At 57.8% G+C, this 13,851-nt stretch carries 16 protein-coding genes; 5 read left to right on the top strand and 11 right to left on the bottom strand.

Features of this window, described 5'->3' with window-relative positions; translation table 11 throughout:
- Positions 1-35: 35 nt before the first annotated feature.
- The 6 genes from pgpA to nrdR form a co-directional block, all read right to left on the bottom strand.
- Positions 36-527 carry a phosphatidylglycerophosphatase A gene (gene pgpA, locus SB719_RS12055; RefSeq protein ID WP_065649963.1) on the bottom strand — a complete coding sequence of 164 codons (492 nt, stop codon included), beginning with the start codon at positions 525-527 and terminating at the stop codon, positions 36-38.
- Positions 514-1,491, bottom strand: a complete 978-nt coding sequence (gene thiL, locus SB719_RS12050; RefSeq protein WP_314686887.1) for a thiamine-phosphate kinase — start codon at positions 1,489-1,491, stop codon at positions 514-516. Before thiL ends, pgpA begins: the two co-directional genes overlap by 14 nt.
- Positions 1,492-1,536: 45 nt before the next feature.
- Complete coding sequence (gene nusB, locus SB719_RS12045) at positions 1,537-1,956, bottom strand: transcription antitermination factor NusB (protein ID WP_065649965.1); 420 nt, start codon at positions 1,954-1,956, stop codon at positions 1,537-1,539.
- A 19-nt stretch (positions 1,957-1,975) separates the two neighbouring features.
- Positions 1,976-2,446, bottom strand: coding sequence for a 6,7-dimethyl-8-ribityllumazine synthase (gene ribE, locus SB719_RS12040; RefSeq protein WP_039382965.1), 471 nt, complete (start codon positions 2,444-2,446; stop codon positions 1,976-1,978).
- A gap of 94 nt (positions 2,447-2,540) precedes the next feature.
- Complete coding sequence (ribD, locus tag SB719_RS12035) at positions 2,541-3,644, bottom strand: bifunctional diaminohydroxyphosphoribosylaminopyrimidine deaminase/5-amino-6-(5-phosphoribosylamino)uracil reductase RibD (RefSeq protein ID WP_065649966.1); 1,104 nt, start codon at positions 3,642-3,644, stop codon at positions 2,541-2,543.
- 3 nt (positions 3,645-3,647) lie between these two features.
- The gene (gene nrdR, locus SB719_RS12030) at positions 3,648-4,097 is read right to left on the bottom strand and encodes a transcriptional regulator NrdR (protein ID WP_039382963.1); all 450 of its coding nucleotides are present in this window, start codon (positions 4,095-4,097) and stop codon (positions 3,648-3,650) included.
- A 172-nt stretch (positions 4,098-4,269) separates the two neighbouring features.
- Between nrdR and lysM the strand changes: the two genes are divergently transcribed.
- A complete protein-coding gene (gene lysM / locus SB719_RS12025) occupies positions 4,270-4,707 on the top strand; it encodes a peptidoglycan-binding protein LysM (RefSeq protein WP_065649967.1) in 438 nt (145 codons plus the stop codon).
- Between the two features lie 15 nt (positions 4,708-4,722).
- The gene (locus SB719_RS12020) at positions 4,723-5,271 is read left to right on the top strand and encodes a DUF3251 domain-containing protein (RefSeq protein ID WP_293006643.1); all 549 of its coding nucleotides are present in this window, start codon (positions 4,723-4,725) and stop codon (positions 5,269-5,271) included.
- A gap of 49 nt (positions 5,272-5,320) precedes the next feature.
- Here SB719_RS12020 and secF read toward each other — a convergent pair whose 3' ends face one another.
- The 5 genes from secF to queA all read right to left on the bottom strand — a co-directional run bounded on the left by secF (position 5,321) and on the right by queA (position 10,805).
- Positions 5,321-6,289, bottom strand: a complete 969-nt coding sequence (secF, locus tag SB719_RS12015; protein ID WP_065649969.1) for a protein translocase subunit SecF — start codon at positions 6,287-6,289, stop codon at positions 5,321-5,323.
- A 10-nt stretch (positions 6,290-6,299) separates the two neighbouring features.
- A complete protein-coding gene (gene secD / locus SB719_RS12010) occupies positions 6,300-8,147 on the bottom strand; it encodes a protein translocase subunit SecD (RefSeq protein ID WP_075050751.1) in 1,848 nt (615 codons plus the stop codon).
- Positions 8,148-8,171: 24 nt separating this feature from the next.
- Positions 8,172-8,504 carry a preprotein translocase subunit YajC gene (yajC, locus tag SB719_RS12005; RefSeq protein ID WP_039382958.1) on the bottom strand — a complete coding sequence of 111 codons (333 nt, stop codon included), beginning with the start codon at positions 8,502-8,504 and terminating at the stop codon, positions 8,172-8,174.
- Positions 8,505-8,529: 25 nt separating this feature from the next.
- Positions 8,530-9,654, bottom strand: a complete 1,125-nt coding sequence (gene tgt, locus SB719_RS12000; RefSeq protein WP_039385736.1) for a tRNA guanosine(34) transglycosylase Tgt — start codon at positions 9,652-9,654, stop codon at positions 8,530-8,532.
- A 71-nt stretch (positions 9,655-9,725) separates the two neighbouring features.
- On the bottom strand, positions 9,726-10,805 hold the full coding sequence (queA, locus tag SB719_RS11995; protein ID WP_065649971.1) for a tRNA preQ1(34) S-adenosylmethionine ribosyltransferase-isomerase QueA: 1,080 nt from the start codon (positions 10,803-10,805) through the stop codon (positions 9,726-9,728).
- Between the two features lie 102 nt (positions 10,806-10,907).
- On the opposite strand from queA, the gene SB719_RS11990 reads away from it, so the two are divergent.
- From SB719_RS11990 to SB719_RS11980, 3 genes are all read left to right on the top strand, one after another.
- A complete protein-coding gene (locus SB719_RS11990; protein ID WP_304235488.1) occupies positions 10,908-11,489 on the top strand; it encodes an ACP phosphodiesterase in 582 nt (193 codons plus the stop codon).
- A gap of 162 nt (positions 11,490-11,651) precedes the next feature.
- Complete coding sequence (locus SB719_RS11985) at positions 11,652-12,458, top strand: inositol monophosphatase family protein (protein ID WP_292969390.1); 807 nt, start codon at positions 11,652-11,654, stop codon at positions 12,456-12,458.
- The gene (locus SB719_RS11980) at positions 12,455-13,684 is read left to right on the top strand and encodes a histidine-type phosphatase (protein WP_304235490.1); all 1,230 of its coding nucleotides are present in this window, start codon (positions 12,455-12,457) and stop codon (positions 13,682-13,684) included. Before SB719_RS11985 ends, SB719_RS11980 begins: the two co-directional genes overlap by 4 nt.
- The last annotated feature ends 167 nt before the right edge of the window (positions 13,685-13,851 follow it).

Genomic DNA, 13,851 nt, shown 5'->3' with positions numbered 1-13,851 from the left:
CGTGGTTATACGCATTCATGCGCCCCTGGCCGCCTCTACAGCAGCAGGCCGGCACCGTACAGCACGGCGGCGGAGACCACGCCGGCGATGATATCATCGACCATAATGCCCATTCCGCCATGTACGTTTTTATCGAACCAGCGAATAGGCCACGGTTTCCAGATATCAAAAATCCGGAAGATAACAAAGCCTGCCAGCACCCACCAGCCGTTAAGCACCGGGATGGCCATCAGCGTGATCCACATGCCGATGAACTCGTCCCAGACAATGCTACCGTGATCGTGTACGCCCATATCACGCGCGGTGCGATGACAGAGATAAACGCCCACGCTGATACCCACCAGCACCACCAGCGAATAGAGCTGCAGCGGCAGAAACGTCATCAGCCACCAGAACGGAATGGCAGCCACCGAGCCTACTGTGCCGGGCATAAATGGGCTTAACCCGCTGCCAAAACCGGTTGCCAGCAGATGCCAGGGATTACGCATCCGCAGGCGACTTTTTGCTACATCTTTATCGCGCGTCAAAATGGTCAAATCCTTTGTGATTGTAGCGGCGCGGCTTGCCGTGCTCCAGCAGCGTCAACCCTTCGGCTTCCGGGGCAATCTGTCCGATGCAGGTATAAGGTGCGCCAAGCCGGCCCAGCGCCACATCCAGCGCGCCGCGGTTTACTTCAGGCACCGTGAAGCAGAGTTCATAATCCTCGCCGCCGCTCAGCGCCCAGCGCAGCACCTGCTCCGGCGCAAAATGATCGCGCAGCGTAGCGGAGAGCGGCAGCGCGTCGAGATTCAGGCGTGCGCCAACCCGGCTGGCCGTGAGAATATGACCAAGATCGGAAATCAGGCCATCAGAGATATCGATCGCCGACGTAGCAAGGCTGCGCAGCGCCTGGCCCTGCAGCACGCGCGGCATCGGACGCAGATGACGCTTGATCAGCACCTCATGCACCGCCGGATCGTCGAGACGATGGTGATGCTGCAGCAGCGATAGTCCCGCCGCGCTGTCGCCCAGCGTGCCGGTAACGTAGATCCAGTCACCCGGCTTTGCGCCGGAGCGCTTCAGCGCGCGCCCGGCAGGCACCAGTCCATGAATACCCAGCGTCAGGCTGAGCGGACCGCGCGTGGTGTCGCCACCAATCAGCTGCATATCGTAGTAGTCGAGCAGCTCAAACAGGCTGTCGCTGAAGCCAGCCAGCCAGGTCTCATCGACCTCAGGCAGCGTCAGCGCCAGCGTCAGCCATGCCGGATCGGCGCCCATTGCAGCTAAGTCACTGAGGTTGACCGCCAGCGCCTTATAGCCGAGATCGGCCGGATGGATATCGCGTAAGAAATGGACGCCCGCCACCAGCGTGTCGGTGCTGATAGCGAGGGTCTGTTTGTCAGGAACGTTCATTAACGCACAGTCATCACCAATGCCCTTCTCCACGTCGCGACGGGAGCTGGTTACACGGTTGAAATAGCGTGCGATCAGTTCAAATTCACCACAGGACATAAATCAGGTCTCAATGAAAAAAGGCCGGTCACCCGGCCTTCTGCACTACTTTCTGTTTGGTCGTATTTGCGGAGCAGCTTTATCCAGCACGCCGTTGACAAACTTATGGCTGTCTTCAGCGCCGAACACTTTTGCCAGCTCAATACCTTCGTTGATGGCGACTTTATACGGCACATCCGCACGCTTGCTCAGCTCATAGAGCGAGAGGCGCAGGATCGCTTTTTCTACCTGACCCAGCTCTTCAAGCTGGCGCGACAGGTACGGTTTCATCAGGCCATCCAGGTACGCGCTGTTGGTCGCCACACCGGCCAGCAGTTCGCGGAAATAGCTAATATCGACGTCTTTGACGTCTTGTTCCGCCAGAAACTGGTATTCCACATCGGCAATGTCGTTGTTAGACAACTGCCAGGAGTAGAGCGCCTGGACAGCGCACTCACGGGCGCGACGACGAGCAGCAGGTTTCACAAAATTCCCCTTACAAAAATCAGGCTTTAATGGCTTTCAATACGTTGATCATTTCAAGTGCGGTCAGCGCGGCTTCCGCGCCTTTGTTACCCGCTTTCGTGCCGGCGCGTTCAATCGCCTGCTCGATATTTTCGGTGGTCAGAACGCCGAAGGTGACCGGGATTTCGCAGCTCATTGCCACGTTAGCAATACCGGAGCTCGCTTCGCCCGCCACATATTCGAAGTGGGCAGTGCCACCGCGGATCACCGTGCCCAGCGCAACAATTGCGTCGTGCTTACCGGTATTCGCCAGCGCACGCGCGGCCAGCGGCAGCTCATAGGCGCCCGGAACCCAGACCACGGTAATGTTTTCAGCTTTAACCTGACCGATACGCTTCAGCGCATCGACCGCGCCATCCAGCAGACTGTCATTGATAAAGTTGTTAAAACGCGCAATTACAATGGCAATTTTGGCATCAGGCGTGGCAACAGCAGCTTCGATAACGTTCATACATATCCTTTGGGTGTGTGTTTTATAGCCCCCGCAGAAGGGGGCGGATTCTATCATACTCTTTAGCCGTGCGCTCAGGCTTTTCCGTGCATGCTTAACGCAGGGTCAGGGTAAGACGCAGATCGTCACCTACTTTGCGCACATCGCGAAAATCGAGGCGCGGCGCGGCGCTCAACGCCTCCAGCCCGGGCAGCGTACAGAGCCCGCGCCCGGCGTCGCCAAGCAGCACCGGTGCCATATAAACAATCAGCTCATCCACCAGCCCGGCCTGAATCAGCGCGCCCGCCAGACCCGCCCCCGCCTCGACCCAGACGCTGTTGATCTGGCGCTGTCCGAGCAGCATCATCATCGCCACCAGATCAAGCTGTTCGCCGCGCGGCGGCACCGCAATCTGCGTCACGCTCTCCGGCCACGCTGCGTTATCGGGCGCGGTGCGCATCAGCCAGCTCTCACCCGGCTGATGAATCAACCGGTGCTGCGGCGTCACGCGCTGCTGGCTGTCAACCACCACCCGCACCGGCTGCCGCAGCGTCTGCGCATCCAGCTGCTGGCGGAGGCTATCGCTGAGTTCCTCGGGGCGCACCGTGAGTGACGGATCGTCGGCCAGCACGGTGGCGCTGCTGGTGAGAATCGCGGAACTCTGTGCGCGGAACTGCTGCACATCCCGGCGGGCGGCCGCCGAGGTGATCCACTTGCTCTCACCGCTCGCCATTGCTGTGCGACCATCCAGCGACGCGCCAAGCTTGAGCTGTATCCAGGGAAAACCGGTGCGCATACGCTTGAGGAACCCGCGATTGAGCGCTTCCGCTTCCGCCATCATCAGCCCGTGACTGACCTCGATTCCCGCCTGCTGCAGGCGCCAGAGGCCGCGCCCGGCGACCTGCGGATTAGGATCCTGCATGGCCACCACCACGCGACTGACGCCAGCAGCAATCAGCGCATCGCAGCAGGGTGGCGTCCGGCCATGATGGCTGCACGGCTCCAGCGTGACGTAGGCCGTTGCACCGCGCGCCTGCTCCCCTGCCATGCGCAGCGCATGCACTTCAGCATGGGGTTCACCTGCACGCTGATGCCAGCCTTCGCCGACCAGTGTGCCGTCACGCACGATCACGCAGCCGACATTGGGATTCGGCATCGTAGTAAAGCGACCGCGTCGCGCCAGTTCCAGCGCGCGCGCCATATAGCGAGCATCGGTCATGATTCAGTCCTGTAAGCGGGCGATCTCTTCGCCGAAGTCGCGGATATCTTCAAAGCTGCGGTAGACCGAGGCGAAGCGGATATAGGCGACCTTATCCAGTTTTTTTAGCTCTTCCATCACCAGATTGCCAATCAGCTTGCTGGCAATCTCACGTTCGCCGGTCGCACGCAGCTGCGTTTTGATGTGATTTACTGCGCTATCAACCGCATCAGCACTGACGGGACGCTTCTCCAGCGCTTTCATCATGCCGCTGGTCAGCTTATCTTCGTTAAAAGGCTCACGCACGTCGTTGCTTTTCACCACGCGCGGCATCACCAGCTCCGCCATCTCAAACGTGGTAAAGCGCTCATGGCACACCAGACACTGACGGCGGCGGCGCACCGAGGAACCTTCACTGACCAGGCGTGAGTCGATCACTTTGGTATCCACAGCGGAACAGAATGGGCAATGCATGACGTTTCCTGTCGCGAGATTTTGGGCCACACAGTGTAACGCGAACTCACATTTAACAAAACAGAGGCTGCCTGTCCGGCGCTTTTTTCAGCAGTCATCACCTCTTCTGCCAGCAAACCCTAAAAACGCACTACGCTTAAAAGGCCAATCCGGCACAATCACAGGAGGAACTATGGGTCTGTTTAACTTTGTCAAAGAGGCAGGAGAGAAACTGTGGGATACCGTGACAGGCAGTGATGACTCTAGCAAAAAGCTGCAGGATCACATCAACAAGCTCGGCCTGCCAGACAGCGATAAAGTCAATGTCAATGTACAGGGCGATACCGTGACCGTCAGCGGCGATGGCATTTCACAGGAGCTGAAAGAGAAGATTCTGGTGGCGGCCGGTAACGTTGCGGGCATCACTAAAGTCGATGATAAAGTCACCGTCAGCGACACCGCGCGTGAAGCCAACCTCTATACAGTGAAGAAAGGCGATACCCTGAGCGCTATCTCTAAACAGGTTTACGGCGATCCTAATCAGTACAACAAGATTTTTGAAGCTAACAAGCCGATGCTGAGCCATCCGGACAAAATCTATCCGGGTCAGGTACTGCGTATTCCTGAATAAGAAACCGGAGAGAGCATGAGACTCAGGAGCTTACCGGTTCCGTTGGCGCTGCTGTTGCTGCTTAGCGGTTGCAGTACCCCGCCCCCTGCCCCGCAGGTCAGAGAACTGCATCAGGAGGTGAGCCAGCTCAATCAGCAGATGCGTCACCTTACCCGCCGCGCCAGCGCGCTGGAACTACAGGGGCAGCTTAACCGCCAGTCCACTCAGGGCGCATGGCTGGTGCCGCATTCCGCGACGCCGGTAGATTTGGAGACGCAGCTGGGTACGTTGCGCCTGTCACTGCTGAACTTAAGTGCAGAGGCTAACGGAAGCCGGGCCAGCCTGGTCATCCGGTCTGCTGATAACAAGCCGGTACCGGCGCTGAGTGCGACCGTAGTCTGGGGTGAAAGCGATCCGGTCAGCGGTCAGCCGCTGACCGCTGGCAGCCTGAGTCAGCGTATCAGCGTGCCCGCCAGCCTGATGCCGCGCAGTTCTGTGACGGTGCCGCTACGCCTGAGTGGCCTGACACCGGGCCAGCTGGGCTATGTGCGCGTACATGAGGTGACGGCAGACGCCGCGCCATAAAAAAAGGCCCTTCCGGAGAAGGGCCTTTTTACATCGGTCAGCGCCGGGATTACGGCAGAATAGAAGGCTGATCGGCGCCCTCTTTTTCCACTTTCTGCACCAGCATGTGCTCACGCTTCATCCCCAGCTTCAGCGCCAGCGCTGAAGAGACATAGATGGATGAGATCGTACCGATAGTCACACCAATCAGCATCGTGAGCGAGAAGCCTTTCAGCAGCGCGCCGCCAAAGATAAACAGGATCAGGATCATCGCCAGCGTGGTGATAGAGGTGATCAGGGTACGGCTCAGCGTCTGGGTCAGCGACACGTTGGTGATATCGTAAGAGGAACCGCGACGGATCTTACGGAAGTTCTCACGAATACGGTCAGAAACCACAATCTTATCGTTAAGCGAGTAACCAATCACCGACATCAGCGAGGCAACGATGGTCAGATCGATTTCAATGCTGAACAGCGCCAGCAGGCCGCAGGTAATGATAACGTCATGCGCCAGCGCCAGCACGGTGCCCAGTGCCAGACGCCACTCAAAGCGAAACCCGATGTATATCAGAATAGCGATTAACGCAGAGAGCAGCGCCATCGCCCCCGCCTGCGCCAGATCGCTGCCCACGCTTGGCCCGACAAACTCAATGCGTTTTACCGTCGCGTTCTGCTGCGTGGTCTGATTGATAGAGGACAACACCTTGTTGCCCAGCTCCTGACCCGCATTGCCGGTCGCAGGTGGCATCCGCACCATCACGTCGCGGCTGCTGCCGAAGTTCTGCACCAGCGGCTCGTCAAAGCCCGCTTTTACCAGCCCTTCGCGCAACGCATCCAGGTCCGCAGGTTTCTCCAGGTTAATCTCAATCACCGTACCGCCGGTGAAATCGAGTCCCCAGTTGAACCCGCGCACGCCGATAATGGCGATGGACGCCACGATCAGCAGACCCGAGATGATAAACGCCAGCGTATCCCAGCGCATAAAGTCAACGACCTTACGCCCGTGGTTCAGCTGTTCAATACTATATTCCTGTGCCACAACGCACTCCTCAGATAGACAGCTTGTTGATGCGTTTGCCGCCGTACACCAGGTTAACGATGGCACGGGTGCCGACGATAGCGGTAAACATCGAGGTTGCAATACCGATAGCCGTCGTGATTGCAAAGCCTTTGATAGAGCCGGTACCGACCGCATAAAGAATGATGACTTTAATCAGCGTAGTGACGTTGGCGTCGACGATACTGGAGAAGGCACCTTTGTAGCCTTCATGGATCGCCTGCTGGACCGAACGTCCGTTACGCAGCTCTTCTTTAATACGTTCGTTAATCAACACATTGGCATCTACGGCAACCGCCAGCGTCAGCACGATACCGGCAATGCCCGGCATGGTGAGCGTGGCACCCGGCAGCAGCGACATGATGCCGACAATCAGCACCAGGTTACACAGCAGCGCGCTGGTCGCGATCAGACCAAATTTTTTGTAGAACACCACCATAAAGATAATCGAGGCGATCAGACCCCACAGGCAGGCTTCCAGACCCTGCGTGATGTTCTGCTGACCCATGGTCGGGCCAATAGTACGCTCTTCGACAATCTGAATCGGTGCAATCAGCGCACCGGCACGCAGCAGCAGCGAGAGCTGGCGCGCTTCATTCGGGTTGCTGATACCGGTGATGCGGAAGCTGTTACCCAGACGCGACTGAATATTCGCCACGTTGATCACTTCTTCCTGTTTCGCCAGAATCGCTCTGCCGTTGGCATCTTTCTTGCCGCTGTCCTTGTACTCCACAAACAGGGTCGCCATCGGTTTGCCGATATTGTCCTTGGTGAAGTTCGACATGATGTTACCGCCCGCGCCATCCAGTGAAATATTCACCTGCGGCTGGTTGTACTCATCCATGCTGGACGTGGAATCAGTGATGTGGTCGCCAGTGAGAATGACACGCTTATAGAGCACAACCGGCTGCCCTTCACGCGTTTTCTTCACTTCTGAGTCACCCGGCACGCGTCCATTCGCCGCAGCACCCGGATCCACGCTGGTGTTAACCAGACGGAACTCCAGCGTCGCGGTGGCACCCAGAATCTCTTTCGCACGCGCGGTATCCTGGATACCTGGCAGCTCAACCACAATGCGATCGGCACCCTGACGCTGCACCAGCGGTTCGGCAACGCCCAGCTGGTTAACGCGGTTACGCAGGATAGTAATATTCTGCTGCACTGCGTATTCCCGCGCTTCACTCAGGCGCGCATCGGTCATCATCGCGCGCATTGCATCGCTGCCCGCGCTGGTGAATACCATATCGCGGTGGCGTGGCGTTAAGTAGCTGATCGCGTCATCGCGGCTTTTGCCGTCGCGGAAACGGACTTCCACACCGTAGTTAGCGAGTTTGTTAACGTTGGTGTAAGGGATATTTTTTTCACGCAGATCGCTGCGCAGGCCGTCTGCATTCTGCTCCTGCAGCTTGCCCAGCGCGGTATCCATATCCACTTCCATCAGGAAGTGCACCCCGCCCCGCAGGTCGAGACCGAGCTTCATCGGTTCCGCCGCCAGCAGAGTGAGCCAGCGCGGCGTGGCCGGCGCAAGGTTGAGGGCTACCACAAAATCGTCACCCAGCGCAGTCGTGAGCGCTTCGCGCGCGCGCAGCTGCACATCGGTGTTATCGAAACGCGCCAGAATAGCGCCATTTTCCAGTGCGAGGGATTTGCTCTGAATGTTGTCTTGTTTGAGTACGTTCTGGATCTGATCCAACGTCTGCTCACTGGCGGCGCTTCCGCGCGCACCAGTGATCTGAACGGCCGGATCCTCACCATAAAGGTTAGGAAGCGCATACAGCAGGCCGATGAGAATAACGGCGACCAGCATGATGTACTTCCACAAAGGATAACGGTTTAACACGGCAGTTCCCTTCGGGAGATAAAATTACAGCGCCTTCATCGACCCTTTCGGCAGGACGGCGGCCACGAAATCACGTTTGATTACTACTTCAGTGGTGTCGTTCAGGGCGATAGCGATATAACCGGTATCAGCAACTTTAGTGACACGACCCACCAGGCCGCCGTTGGTCAGCACTTCATCTCCTTTCGAGATAGAGTCCATCAGCTTCTTATGATCTTTAGCGCGCTTCTGCTGCGGACGCAGGATCATGAAGTAGAAAATCAGACCAAAAACCACCAGCATGATCACCAGAGAATACGGACTTCCCTGTGACGGAGCGCCCGCAGCTGCGACGGCGTCAGAAATGAAAAAGCTCATTTAATTTCCCTCATTGATAGAATAATCAGACGTTTAACGGTGGAACCGCTTTGCCCGTCCGTAGGTAGAACTCGCTAACAAAGTGCTCTAATTTACCCTCTTCGATGGCCTGGCGTAAACCCGCCATCAGACGCTGGTAGTAGCGCAGATTGTGAATCGTATTCAGGCGTGCGCCCAGTATTTCGTTACAGCGATCAAGATGATGCAAGTAGGCGCGGCTGTAATTGCGACAGGTGTAACAATCACACTCTGCATCCAGCGGTGCGGTGTCATCTTTATACTTCGCGTTGCGGATTTTCACCACGCCGTCGGTAACAAACAGATGACCGTTGCGCGCGTTGCGGGTAGGCATAACGCAGTCAAACATATCGATACCGCGACGTACGCCTTCCACCAGATCTTCCGGTTTCCCGACGCCCATCAGATAGCGCGGTTTATCCTGCGGAATTTGCGGGCAGACATGTTCCAGAATACGGTGCATATCCTCTTTCGGCTCGCCCACCGCGAGGCCGCCCACAGCGTACCCATCAAAGCCAATCTCTACCAGACCTTTGACGGAGACATCTCGTAAATCTTCGTAAACACCGCCCTGAATAATCCCGAACAGCGCATTTTTATTGCCGAGCGAATCAAAGCGATCGCGGCTGCGCTGCGCCCAGCGCAGCGACATTTCCATTGAGCGTTTCGCATAATCCCAGTCAGCCGGATATGGCGTGCACTCATCGAAAATCATCACGATATCGGAGCCGAGATCGTACTGGATCTCCATTGATTTTTCCGGATCGAGGAAGATCGGATCGCCGTTGATCGGGTTGCGGAAATGCACGCCCGCTTCCGTGATCTTACGGATATCACCCAGGCTGAATACCTGGAAACCGCCCGAGTCGGTAAGAATCGGCCCCTGCCAGTTCATAAAGTCATGCAGATCGCCATGCAGCTTCATGATCTCCTGACCCGGACGCAGCCAGAGGTGGAAGGTGTTGCCCAGCAGGATCTGCGCACCGGTCTCTTTCACCTCTTCCGGCGTCATGCCTTTAACGGTGCCGTACGTGCCCACAGGCATAAATGCCGGGGTTTCGACAACGCCACGATCGAAAACCAGACGACCACGGCGCGCGCGTCCGTCTGTTGTATCTAATTCAAATTTCACATTAACCTCATCAGAGAAACAGTCTGATTTACCCGACTGAACCCGCGCCACCCGCAGGCGGCAACGGGACATTAAGGGTGTGTGCTTCCGACAGGTTCGTCAGGAGCGTGCGGATTACGGGTGATGTACATCGCATCCCCGTAGCTAAAGAAACGGTACTGTTCGGCAACCGCGCTCTGGTACGCCGCCATGGTGTTTTTATACCCGGCAAACGCAGAAACCAGCATAATCAGCGTCGATTCCGGCAGATGGAAGTTGGTAATGAGCGCATCGATAATCTGATAGCGATAGCCGGGATAGATAAAGATCTGCGTGTCATCAAAGAAAGGCGCCAGCGGCGCATCCTGACTCGCCTGTGCGGCACTCTCCAGCGAACGCACCGAGGTGGTTCCCACCGCCACAACTTTATTACCGCGTGCTTTGCAGGCCAGCACCGCGTCAACCACATCCTGCGGCACCTCTGCATATTCCGAGTGCATGATGTGGTCATTGATATTCTCAACGCGCACCGGCTGGAAGGTCCCTGCCCCGACGTGCAGCGTCACAAAGGCCATCTCCACCCCTTTGGCTTTCAGCGCCTCCAGCAGCGGTTCATCGAAGTGCAGGCCTGCGGTCGGCGCAGCCACCGCACCGGGACGTGCGCTGTATACCGTCTGGTAAAGCTCACGATCGGCCTCTTCATCCGGGCGATCGATATAGGGCGGCAGCGGCATATGGCCTACGCTGTTGAGGATATCAAGCACCGCGCGTTCATCGCTAAACGCGATCTCAAACAGCGTGTCATGCCGCGCTACCATGGTCGCTTTTACGCTCTCATCATCGCCCAGCAGCAGCTCAGCGCCCGGCTTTGGCGCCTTTGAGGCGCGCACGTGCGCCAGCACCCGCTTGTCATCCAGCATACGCTCTACCAGCATTTCAATCCGGCCGCCGCTGGCTTTACGTCCATAAACGCGCGCCGGGATCACGCGCGTATTATTGAACACCAGCAGATCGCCGGGATTGAGCTTTTCCAGCACATCGGTAAAGACACCGTGCGTCAGGGCACCGCTCGGGCCATCCAGCGACAGCAGACGGCATCCGCTGCGCTGCGCCTGGGGATAGTGGGCAATCAGGGATTCGGGCAACTCAAAGCTAAAATCGGCGACACGCATGTATAACTTTTCCGGACTCAAAAACAGGCGGCATAGTTTAGCGGAAAAGTGGGAAATTCTGAACAACTGGCTGCAGAGACGCGATTCTGCCTATAATAGCGCATGAATTTTCTTGCTCACCTTCATCTTGCCACGCTGGCAGACAGCTCACTGCTGGGCAACCTGCTGGCTGACTTTGTGCGCGGCAACGTTCAGGCGCAATGGCCGGCACCGGTCGCTGCGGGGATCGCCCTGCACCGCCGTATCGACGTGCTGACGGATAATCTGCCTGAAGTGCGCACCGCCCGGCAGTGGTTTCGTCCGGAAACGCGGCGTGTTGCCCCGATCACGCTTGATGTTATCTGGGATCATTTTCTTGCGCGCCACTGGCAGCAGTTTCAGCCCGACATCTCCCTGGCCGCATTTAGTGCGGCCGCGCAGCAGCATATCGTGCCCCAGCTGGCGGGAACGCCGGAAAGCTTTATTGAGCTGAACGCGGTGATGTGGCGCGAACGCTGGTTTGAGCACTACGCTGACCCGGCACGGCTGGAGCGGGTGCTGAGCGGGATGGCGCATCGGCGTCCCCGTCTTGCGGCACTGCGCGACTCCTATCAGGATTTTGTTGACCACTATGATGCGCTGGAAGCGCTGTTTTTTGCTTTCTATCCGCGTCTGATGGCGGATGCACGCGCGCAGCGCCTCTGAATCCACTATCCGCGCCAATACCGCTTTTCCCCTCTTGCCAGCCGCATATATCTGCGGCTTAATGAAGCCTTTCTTAACTTTACCAGACCCGGCTATACCACCATTCCGCCTGTTCAGGCACGTCTGGTTACTACACCAGCCAGAAAATGATAAGAGGGAAACATGTCATCAGCTACGTTAACTGAATTAGAGGCGCGCTATCATTTTGCCTGCGAGGTCGCCAGAGCCGCCGGCAGTCGCGCCATGTCGTGGTATCAGCAGCGTAACCAGCTGGTTGCAGAATATAAGAAGGATTTACAGGATCTGGTCAGTGAAGCCGACCGCAACGTTGAAGAGTTGATCAGGCACCTTATTCTTGAACGCTTTCCTGAAGATGCGGTTATCGGCGAGGAGAGCGGCGGAGACGCCGGAGAGGCACGTTTTATCTGGGTAGTCGATCCGATTGATGGCACTAGCAACTTTCTCAGCGGGCTGCACAACTGGTGTGTAGCGCTGGCGATTGTGTGTGAGGGCGAACCCGTCATTAGTGTGGTATGCGATCCTAATCATCAGGAGACTTTTCACGCCTGCCGGGGCAAAGGCGCCTGGATGAATGAGCAGCGTATCCAGGCACACAGCGCCGGGCAGCTGAGCCAGGGCGTGTTTGGCCTGGGCTGTTCAACCAGTCAGCCTGCGGCTCCGCTGCTCGACTTTATCAGCGCGCTGCTGCAGCAGGGCGGCATGTTTATCCGCAACGGTTCCGGCGTACTGATGAGCGCGTGGGCGGCCGCTGGCCGGCTGACCGGCTACTATGAAGCGCGCATGCAGCCGTGGGATGGCCTGCCCGGCATTGTGCTGATGCGGGAAGCGGGCGGAGAGACTAACCGTTATGAACACAATAACGGCCTGACGCAGGGCAATCCGGTGCTGCTGGCTAACGCCACGCTCTGGCCGCAGATCAATGCGCTGCTGGCGGAGCCGCTGACGTGAAATCGCTGCTGCTATTGCTGCTGCTGCCGCTGCTGGCCACCGCAGCCGATCCCTGGCAGCTGGAAAAGGTCGTGGAGATCAGCCGGCACGGCGTGCGTCCTCCGACCGCGGCTAACCGGGCAGAAATTGAAGCGGCCACGCAGCGTCCCTGGCCGCGCTGGAGCACGCCAGATGGCGAACTTACCGGTCACGGCTACAGCGCGGTAGTGAATAAAGGGCGCTGGCAGGGTGACTATTACCGTCAGGCGGGTCTGCTTCGTGCAGGCTGCCCTGACAGCCGGCAAATCTACGTGCGCGCCAGTCCGCTGCAGCGCACGCGGGCTACGGCCCAGGCGCTGACCGACGGTGCGTTTCCCGGCTGTGGTGTGCCGGTGCACGCTGTCGCCGATGCGCCGGATCCTCTGTTTCAGAGCGAAACGTTTCCATTTGCCCGGACCGATGCTGCCCGCGAGCAGGCGGCTATCGCCGAACGAGCCGGCGATCTTGCTGCACTGCAGCAGCGGCTGCAGCCGGTGATCCGGCAGCTGAATGCGGCGGTCTGCGATGGCGAATGCCGCTTTTTTTCGCGTCCATGGCAGCTAAAGCAGACCCGGAACGGCCACAGCTATGTTCAGGGATTAAGCGTGATGGCAAGCATGGTGGAAACGCTGCGGCTGGGCTGGAGTGAAAACCTGCCGCCAGAGGCACTGGCGCAGGGTCGCCTGACTTCAGCACAGCATATTACGGCACTGCTGCCGCTGCTCACTGCCAATTACGATCTGAGTAACGATGTCCCCTATCTGGCACAAAAGCGCGGTTCTCTATTGCTGGATGCGGCGATCGCGGCGCTGGAAGATCGGCCCGGTTCGCCCGATACCCGCTGGCTGCTGCTGGTGGCCCATGACACTAATATCGCCATGGTACGCACCCTGATGCATTTCAGCTGGCAGCTGCCGGGCTACGCACGCGGGAATATTCCGCCAGGCAGCAGCCTGGTGTTTGAGCGCTGGCGCGATACGCGCGATAACAGCCGCCAGCTGCGTATTTACTTTCAGGCTCAGAGTCTGGATGCGCTGCGCCAGCTCACGCCGGTAGATCGGCTGCATCCTTTACTGCAGGCAGAGTGGCATCAGCCAGACTGTCACAACAGCGCCGTCGGCACGCTCTGTCCTTATCAATCAACGCTGGCTCAGCTCAGACAGGGAGTTGACAGCAACGCCCTCGCCCCCGTCACGTGGGCACCCTGAGCCAGTTGCACCTTTGTTCAGCCCGCCATGCGGGCTTATTAATTTTTTACCTGCCTTTTAATTCTGCTGAAGCGTTTTTGTCGCTGAATTGCGATAATTCTATATTTGCCTGCATTAACGTAACACTATGAAAATTAGGGTATTCTGAGGGCGTCAATCATCCCTTA

It is taken from the genome of Pantoea sp. SIMBA_079, assembly GCF_046940275.1.
Taxonomy (GTDB): domain Bacteria; phylum Pseudomonadota; class Gammaproteobacteria; order Enterobacterales; family Enterobacteriaceae; genus Pantoea; species Pantoea borealis.
The sequence above is the reverse complement of the archived record's forward strand: the minus strand, read 5'-3'. Positions and strand labels throughout refer to the sequence as shown.

Excerpts from the sequence above, each read along its gene's own strand:
- ribD (WP_065649966.1), bottom strand. The coding sequence starts at position 3,644 with ATGACCGATGCTCGCTATATGGCGCGCGCGCTGGAACTGGCGCGACGC.
- ribE (WP_039382965.1), bottom strand. The coding sequence starts at position 2,446 with ATGAACGTTATCGAAGCTGCTGTTGCCACGCCTGATGCCAAAATTGCC.
- SB719_RS11985 (WP_292969390.1), top strand. The coding sequence starts at position 11,652 with ATGTCATCAGCTACGTTAACTGAATTAGAGGCGCGCTATCATTTTGCC.
- SB719_RS11990 (WP_304235488.1), top strand. The coding sequence starts at position 10,908 with ATGAATTTTCTTGCTCACCTTCATCTTGCCACGCTGGCAGACAGCTCA.
- lysM (WP_065649967.1), top strand. The coding sequence starts at position 4,270 with ATGGGTCTGTTTAACTTTGTCAAAGAGGCAGGAGAGAAACTGTGGGAT.
- nrdR (WP_039382963.1), bottom strand. The coding sequence starts at position 4,097 with ATGCATTGCCCATTCTGTTCCGCTGTGGATACCAAAGTGATCGACTCA.
- queA (WP_065649971.1), bottom strand. The coding sequence starts at position 10,805 with ATGCGTGTCGCCGATTTTAGCTTTGAGTTGCCCGAATCCCTGATTGCC.
- thiL (WP_314686887.1), bottom strand. The coding sequence starts at position 1,491 with ATGTCCTGTGGTGAATTTGAACTGATCGCACGCTATTTCAACCGTGTA.
- SB719_RS12020 (WP_293006643.1), top strand. The coding sequence starts at position 4,723 with ATGAGACTCAGGAGCTTACCGGTTCCGTTGGCGCTGCTGTTGCTGCTT.
- yajC (WP_039382958.1), bottom strand. The coding sequence starts at position 8,504 with ATGAGCTTTTTCATTTCTGACGCCGTCGCAGCTGCGGGCGCTCCGTCA.